General features: G+C 55.1%; 1 pseudogene. It reads right to left on the bottom strand.

Going from position 1 to position 227, the window contains the following annotated elements:
* Positions 1–227 (bottom strand): annotated as a pseudogene (locus tag RRF55_RS28455) (threonine/serine transporter TdcC); the annotation flags it as partial.

Genomic DNA, 227 nt, shown 5'->3' on the forward strand with positions numbered 1-227 from the left:
TTACCGAACCAGATCACAAAGGCCATCAGCAGCAGCAGGAACAGCGCTACCACGCCGCGGTTCAGGGCAGGCATCTGGAGCTGGTTTTCCCAGAAGGTCATAAAGGTGTTGGTAATGGTGACGCCGTAAATCCACAGCAGCGGGCAAATGGCAAAGAAGTAGAGGAAGGTGATCACCACCCCGCCGGTCTTACCAAAATGCTCCTCCACCGTTTCGGTGATGTTGCC

This window comes from Klebsiella sp. K47 (genome assembly GCF_051858335.1).
GTDB classification, from domain to species: Bacteria; Pseudomonadota; Gammaproteobacteria; order Enterobacterales; family Enterobacteriaceae; genus Klebsiella; species Klebsiella pneumoniae.